The sequence below is a fragment of the Agriterribacter sp. genome (assembly GCF_035444585.1).
Lineage (GTDB): Bacteria > Bacteroidota > Bacteroidia > Chitinophagales > Chitinophagaceae > Agriterribacter.
On record NZ_DAOMOZ010000029.1, the window covers coordinates 25,751 to 33,548 of the forward strand.

Sequence of the window (7,798 nt, forward strand, 5' to 3'; positions counted from 1 at the left end):
TTTTATGCGGTGGGAAATGCAAAAAGCCATATTTTACAGCTGAAATCCGGTATTATGCAGAAGTTTTTAACCATTTGTGTTGCTGTGCTTGTGTTGCTGGCCTGCGAAAGCAAAAAAAAAGATCTTTCCGGGGAGGAACCGGTAGATGTGAATGACTTTATTGAATTCTTCCGGGAACTGCCCCTCCCTTATACCATTGCCGACACTCAAATCAGCAGGAAACTGCCCGATTCTTTACTGATCAGCACCAAAATACTGAGCCAGTTTGTTCCGGACAGTGTGTATAACGGCAACTATGGAAAAAACACCCATCCCAAATTTTATGCTTTGGGTAAAATTGAAACAGAAGATAAGGAAACCTATCTGCTGATAAAGGCGGCAACGCTTGCAAGACAAATGGCTTATATCGTATGCTTTGACAGGGAAAAGAATTTTAAAGCAGCAATGCCCCTGGTAAAAAACAATCCTGATCGCCGGAAATCAATAACAGGCAGTATTGATAAGCGTTTGATCATTACTAAAAATGAATCGCAAACGACCTCCGGCGGGCAAAATTATTATAAACTGAATGCTTATGTATACAATAGCGCAGGAGTATTTACCCTCATCAAAATTGAATCAAATGAACCGGTAGTTCCCAAAGAAGTATATAACCCGATCGATACTTTTTCAAGAAAAAACAAGCTTTCCGGAAATTATGTACAAAACAAAAAGAATTTTGTTTCGATACGGGATGGAAAAGATGCAAAAAGGATTTTATTCTTCGTACATTTTGAAAGAAAGGATGATTGCTCGGGTGAGCTCAAAGGCGAAGCCGTACTGGTAAAGCCCAATGTGGCCCAGTACCGGCAAACCGGCGATGCCTGTGTGCTACAATTAGCGTTTTCTGCAAATAAGGTAACCATCAGCGAGGTACAGGGTTGCGGCAATTACCGCGGCATTAAATGTTTTTTTGAAGGGACTTATGTAAAAAAGAAAGAGCAGGCAAAAGGCAAAAAGCAAAATCAGGCTAAAAAGTAAAAGCAGGCAGCAGGTGCTATGTCCGGCATACCTGTTGCGATAATATACCTGTAAATGATGAAATATGTGCATGAATTCAATACTAAAATTGTGTATGGAATGAGCGTGGAAAATCACAATCATATTTCCCGCAAGAAGAATGTATATGCTGTAAGTAAATCGTTTAAAAAATATTTAAAGCGGTATGGCAGGGAGATACAGTTGCCTATTTCTTACGAATCGCTAAGGCATTTCCAGGGCGCCATGCCGTGTTATAACAAGAATGGCGAAGACACTTTATGGGAAACCGTGTTTTATCACCAGTCGCTTACACGCGAAATTCATCATGCGCTCATTAGAATATATTCTTTAATCAAAGCGGCGGGAGCCAATCAGGCAGAGGATCACTTGCATGTAGAAAGGATTGACTTTTGCGTTTTCGGTAATTCCCAGCCTTTTCGTGTTAAAGTGGTCAATAACTATAACGACGTATACAGCTATCTCTATATAAAAAAAGCAGATGCCTCGCGTATACTGGGACTGGAACTCGAACACCTGCTGTCACCCTATTATATCAATTACCTGGTAGACAATGATACTTTAATTGAAGAGCACATTGCCGGAGTGCCGGGTGATATGTTTATTGACGGGTTTCTTCATCGCCCCGACTTTAATCCGATACGCATTGCCAAGGAGTTTGTGAAATTTAACGAACGTTGTTTTGCAAGGTTACTGGGCGATATGAGAAGCTATAATTTCGTGTTTGACATTACCCAGGATTTTGATGATGTGCAATTTTGTATACGTGCCATTGATTTTGACCAGCAATCCTATGAAGGACGGAAAAACTTTTATTTACCACAATTTTTCAAGGAAAACAGGGTTTTTGTACAGTTGGTGCAGCAGCATCTTAATGCTGAAGTAATAGAACAATACCGGCAGGAAGAACGTGCCCAGTTGTTTAAACGGATAAAATCGCAACGGCACCGCCTGGGTGATCTTAAAGCATCGGTTGATAAGGATGAACTGGCGCCTCCTGAAAAAATAAAGCAACTGGCGCAGGAGCTGGCTCAGTACTTTGGCAACGAAAAATTTCTTAAATGTGACAGCATGGCTGAAATTCTTCGCATACACCTGAGGGAACTTGTAGTAATACATTTGTATAAAACCTGATTTGGCTTTTTCAGGTATTTTTGTTGCAATTATAAACCAGGCCCATGAATTTTTTTAATCATTTTGGTCGTTATTTATTGATGATAAAAGGAATGTTTACCAGACCCGAAAACTGGAAAATGTACTGGAAAGAATTGATGCACCAGTGTTCTGATATCGGCATTGGGTCATTGGGAATTGTAGTTGTAGTAGCTTTGTTTATCGGTGCAGTATCCACTTTGCAAACGGCCTACCAGCTGGTGAGCAACCTTATTCCAAAATCAACCATTGCGCAAATAGTACGTGATACCGTGATCCTTGAGTTTGCCCCCACCATTTCGTGCATTGTGCTGGCAGGTGTTGTGGGCAGCAAAATTGCCAGCGAACTCGGCAATATGCGGGTGAGTGAACAAATTGATGCATTGGAAATTATGGGTATCAACACCAAGGCTTACCTGGTTATGCCCAAAATACTGGCATCTTTTATTATGATCCCTTTGCTTGTAATTGTTGCCGGAGTATTGGGTATATGGGGTGGGCGTCTTGCCGGAACCATGGCCGTGATCCTTTCCCGCGAGGAGTTTGACCAGGGACTGTTAAGCGGATTTCAGCCATTTAATGTAAGGTTTGCGCTATATAAAGCGTATACATTTGCTTTTATTATTTCAAGCATTCCCGCGTATTTTGGATATTTTGTAAAAGGGGGAGCACTCGAAATCGGGAAGGCAAGCACTACCGCCGTGGTAGCCAGTTGTATAATGATATTATTCGCCGATTATGTACTTGCGGCGCTGCTTCTATAAAATTCAATATATCCTTATGATTGAAATAAAAAATTTGCGTAAAAGCTTTGGGGATAAAGTGGTGATCAATGATGTGAGTGCCGTAATGGAAGCAGGTAAAGCCAATCTTATTATCGGGGCCAGCGGAAGCGGGAAAACCGTTTTCATGAAATGCCTGGTAGGGCTGTTCGAGCCGGATGGCGGGGAGATATTATATAGCGGACAAAGTTTTACCAGTATGGAAGAAGAGCAAAGAAAGGAGCTCCGCCAGCAAATTGGTATGCTGTTCCAGGGATCGGCCCTGTTCGACAGTCAGACTGTTGAACAGAATGTAATGTTCCCGCTGGATATGTTTACCCGGTTAACCTATACAGAAAAATTAAAAAAAGTGAACGAGGTTTTGGACAGGGTTAATCTTAAGGATGCCAACAAAAAATTTCCCGCAGAAATAAGCGGAGGTATGAAAAAGCGGGTGGGCATTGCCCGCGCCATTGTATTGAACCCGAAATATCTTTTTTGTGATGAGCCCAATTCGGGGCTTGACCCCCAGACCTCACTGGTAATTGACAAACTGATTTACGAGGTTACCAAAGAATTTAATATGACAACGGTTATCAATACGCACGACATGAACAGCGTGATGGAGATCGGCGATCATATCATTTACATGTACCAGGGAGAAAAAGAGTGGGAGGGAAACAATAAACAGATCATATACAGCAAGAGTAAAAAGCTCAATGATTTTATTTTTGCTTCGGAATTTTTGCAGGATGTAAAAGCCATGCGCATGTTAGAGGCAGAGGGAAAAGTGCCCAATGGCAAAAACGGCAGTCATTGACTATACTTTTGCCGTTTTTTTTGCCGCCTTTACAGCTATTACTTCAGCCATTGTTTTACCGATATCTGCGGGGCTGTCGGCAACCGAAATGCCGCATTCTCTTAAAATTTTCATTTTGGCAGCTGCTGTATCATCCGCACCTCCAACAATAGCGCCGGCATGACCCATACGTCTTCCCGGAGGCGCTGTTTGACCGGCTATGAAACCCACTACCGGCTTGGTGCCATTTTCTTTCACCCACCTTGCTGCCTCAGCTTCCATGCTGCCTCCAATTTCGCCAATCATTACAATAGCATCAGTTTCCTCATCATTCATAAAGAGTTCTACTGCTTCTTTGGTGGTAGTGCCGATAATAGGGTCACCGCCAATTCCAATGGCAGTAGAAATACCCAGGCCTGCTTTGGCCACCTGGTCGGCCGCTTCATAAGTAAGCGTTCCCGACTTGGAAACAATACCGATCCTTCCTTTCTTAAAGATAAACCCCGGCATGATGCCTACTTTACATTCATCGGCCGTAATTACACCAGGGCAGTTGGGACCAATAAGTCTTGATGAAGTTCCGGCAAGATAATGTTTGGCTTTGATCATATCCTGAACAGGAATGCCTTCTGTTATACAAATAATGAGTCCGATCCCCGCTTCAGCGGCTTCTATAATGGCGTCGGAGGCAAATGCCGGAGGTACAAAAATGATGGATACATCAGCACCGGTTTCTTTTACAGCATCTGCAACAGTATTGAATACCGGACGGTCTAAGTGCTGTTGTCCGCCTTTACCCGGTGTAACGCCACCCACTACCTGCGTTCCGTATTCTATCATCTGGGTGGAATGAAAAGTACCCTCCGTTCCGGTAAAGCCCTGAACAATTATTTTGGAATGCTTATTAACTAAAACCGACATAACGTATAGTATTATTACTGTTGAAATAGCTGCGCAAAAATAGGGGAATTTCAGGGATTATCCTTCTCTAAAATCTCAAACTGCCTTGTGATCCTTTCGCCCGCTTCATCTACAATTGTTAGAAAATGCTTTCCCGGACGGGGATCCAAAGCCATTTGATGAAAGTGAACAGTGGTTCCGATATACGCATCGTCTAAATGCCAGAAAATTTTAGCGTTTTCCTTTTGATGGGTGGCTGTAAACACCGTTCTGCCTTTTTCGCCTGTTATCTCACGGGGAACATAAATTTTAGCATTAGGTTCAGGGTAAATGATGTCCATCGGTTTATGGGTTCCCGGGGCAGCGCAACCCGGCAGGTATGCGGGCAGCGATTGGTAATCCAGGTGTTTCCTTTTGTAATACCATTCAATAACCGGAGGCAATACAAACCAGCTTTTATGTACCATTGATGAAGGAGCGGCACAATTTTCGGTTACCCGGTATTGTTGGGTCATGTTTAAGTGAACGATAGTATGATACGGGCAAAGCATGACATTCGTGCCATTGAGCGGAGCTTTTATGGTATCCATATCGATGCAATTGGTGTTGGCCCGGAAACCGCTTTGACGGCAGATGGCAACAGTTGCATATTGTGATGCGGGCTCAGCAAACCATGGAGCCGACGGCAGGGCACGCACGATATCAAACATAACAGGCGCCGCAGCCTGCACACCAATGAGACCGGGTCTTCCTTCCCCGTTAGCATTCCCCGCCCATACGGCAATTACATAGCGTGGTGTTACGCCTATAGCCCATGCATCCCTGAAGCCAAAGCTTGTACCGGTTTTCCATGCCACCCGCTGAGATGAACTGAACTGTTTCCACAATCCTTCCTCTCCCGGCCGCATTACTTCCTCCATTGCCTGGAACATGTACCAGACCGATATGGGATCTATGAAGTTAAATGTTGGCTGGTTGTTTGACTTAGCAGTTGATTGGTCGTTTGACGGGCTGACGGCGGAGAGATAATAGGGTGCATGAAAATCTTTTGCCAGTACTTTTCCGTTATTTCTTTTTGAATGATTGAGCGCTCTGGCCATCCCTGCATAAACGCCGGCTAAATCCCAGGGCGTTACTTCGCAGCCACCCAGTATGAGCGATAGTCCGTAATGATCTGCAGGCCGGTTTAAAGTAGTGATCCCGGTTTTTTTCAGCAGGTCATAAAACCGGGGGTACTTATAGTTGCGCAACATGCGTACTGCCGGTACATTTAATGATCTCGACAGGGCAAGGAAAGCAGGCACCGCACCATCGTAATCGCGATCGAAATTCTGAGGCGTGTATCCGCCGATCTGTGTGGGAATATCAGGCACTAAAGTGCGGGGCAGCAGCAATCCGTCTGTTAGCATGCCGGCATATAATAATGGCTTTAAGGCGCTGCCCGGGCTCCTGGCCGATGTTATAATGTCAACATGACTTTGCAGTTCGGGATTTTCGGGGTGATATACATTACCCACGTATGCCAGGGTTTTGCCGGTTTCCACTTCCAGCACCAGTGCACATGCGTTGTTGATGCCATTGCCTTTTAAAAAGCGATGGTGCTGCTCAACAATCTGACTGACCGTGTTTTGCAGGTTGCGGTTAATAGTGGTTTTAACACGGGTATAATCGCCCGCGGCAGATTCTTTTTTAAAGCGTTGCAATAAATGGGGCGCGAGTTGGGGCAACGGTTGGGGTTCATCCGGCAAAGGCTCCAGTTTCGCAAGTTCGCAGGAAGTACTGTCTATCTTTCCCTGTTTTTTTAACCTGTCCAGCAGGCGGTTTCTTTTTGTTAACAATGCCTGCCTGTTTTTTCCCGGATGCACCAGTGACGGTGCATTGGGCAAAACGGCCAGCGTTGCCATCTCACCCCAGCCAAGTTTATCCGCACTTCTCCCATAATACCGCCATGCCGCCGCATCAAGTCCTACTACGTTACTGCCAAAGGGTGCATTGGATGCGTACAATGCAAGTATGTCATTTTTGGAAAGGGCTATTTCAAGGCGTACGGCTAAAATACCCTCAATCAGCTTTTGCAGGATATTCCTGTTTTTATTGCGTGATAAGCGGATCACCTGCATGGTAATGGTACTGCCACCGCTCACTATTCCGGAAGACCGTATGTTTTGCCGTATAGCCCTTAATATGGCTAATGGATCAATGCCGGGATGATGGTTGAAGCGTTTGTCTTCAAAACTTATAATGCATTGCCTGAATTTTTCAGGTACGTTTTCATTATAAGGGAAACGCCATTGCCCGTCGGCTGCAATACCTGCGCCCAGCAGTTCTCCCTGTGCATCTTCAATAACATAAGAAGTGGGTGAATGAAACAGGGGATCAGGCAAACAAAGCCAAAACCACAGCAATCCTGTAATCAGAGCAACTCCAAACAACCGGGTTCTTCTTTTCGTTTTGCGGATGCGCTGATATATCGAAGAAAAATAAGCGTTCATTTATTGTGGTTGATCAGGTGGCCGGGCTTCAAAGGATAATATGCGGTCTGACCTTCCCGTCGTCGCGTACCGGCCGCGCCTAACTAAAAGGTGTTGGATCTCAAATCAAAAATCAAAAATCTCAAATCATTTTACTTCCACCCATTTCCCTTTTACGCCCGCGTTGATGGTATTGTCGTACATGGCTTCACAATAGGCTCCGGGATAAAAGTATTTCCCCAGGTAAGCCGCGTTCAGCATTACATAATAGGTATTTGTTTCGCCTTCTTTAATGTCAAAATGTGTGTATACCCTGTCATCACGAATATCCTGGTAATTGAATGACGAAGGTTTAAAACTGCCTTCATTGTCCAGCATCCGCGTATTCAGTATTTCCCACCCGCCGGGAAATATTTGTGAAAGGACCATATTGTTATACCTGCCCCGTATGCCCGGGTTGCGGATACTAACCTTAGCAACAAAATCGGTTCCCTGCTCAATGGTTTCAATATTCAGCGGGCTGCCGTTTAAGTTGAGGTAGCTTATATGCATTGACAATACATCGGCATTGTTATTTGCCGGTATGTCTTCCCCGGTAACCGGTTGCCCCTGCGTTATCAGCCGTACATACAACAGGTTGCTTCCTTTATTGGTTACGGTTATTTTTTTAATGGCGG

General features: G+C 44.5%; 7 protein-coding genes. 4 read left to right on the plus strand and 3 right to left on the minus strand.

Annotation, left to right across the window (positions count from 1 at the left end):
• The first annotated feature begins 54 nt into the window (after positions 1-54).
• Genes PLH26_RS05200 through PLH26_RS05215 form a run of 4 tightly spaced genes read left to right on the plus strand, consistent with a single transcriptional unit; the run spans position 55 to position 3,771 of the window.
• Entirely contained in the window at positions 55-1,020 is a 966-nt protein-coding gene (locus PLH26_RS05200; protein ID WP_324584934.1) for a hypothetical protein, read from the plus strand.
• A gap of 54 nt (positions 1,021-1,074) precedes the next feature.
• On the plus strand, positions 1,075-2,172 hold the full coding sequence (locus PLH26_RS05205; protein ID WP_324584935.1) for a hypothetical protein: 1,098 nt from the start codon (positions 1,075-1,077) through the stop codon (positions 2,170-2,172).
• Positions 2,173-2,216: 44 nt separating this feature from the next.
• Positions 2,217-2,954 (plus strand): MlaE family ABC transporter permease, encoded by a 738-nt coding sequence (locus PLH26_RS05210; RefSeq protein ID WP_324584936.1) that lies wholly within the window; start codon positions 2,217-2,219, stop codon positions 2,952-2,954.
• A 16-nt stretch (positions 2,955-2,970) separates the two neighbouring features.
• On the plus strand, positions 2,971-3,771 hold the full coding sequence (locus PLH26_RS05215) for an ABC transporter ATP-binding protein (protein ID WP_324584937.1): 801 nt from the start codon (positions 2,971-2,973) through the stop codon (positions 3,769-3,771).
• On the opposite strand, the gene sucD is transcribed toward PLH26_RS05215, so the two are convergent.
• From sucD to PLH26_RS05230, 3 genes are all read right to left on the minus strand, one after another.
• Entirely contained in the window at positions 3,772-4,671 is a 900-nt protein-coding gene (gene sucD, locus PLH26_RS05220) for a succinate--CoA ligase subunit alpha (RefSeq protein WP_324584938.1), read from the minus strand. It abuts the gene before it with no gap.
• Between the two features lie 50 nt (positions 4,672-4,721).
• Complete coding sequence (pbpC, locus tag PLH26_RS05225) at positions 4,722-7,142, minus strand: penicillin-binding protein 1C (RefSeq protein ID WP_324584939.1); 2,421 nt, start codon at positions 7,140-7,142, stop codon at positions 4,722-4,724.
• Positions 7,143-7,268: 126 nt separating this feature from the next.
• Positions 7,269-7,798 (minus strand): alpha-2-macroglobulin family protein (locus PLH26_RS05230; protein WP_324584940.1); only part of this gene is annotated, 530 nt, incomplete at its 5' end.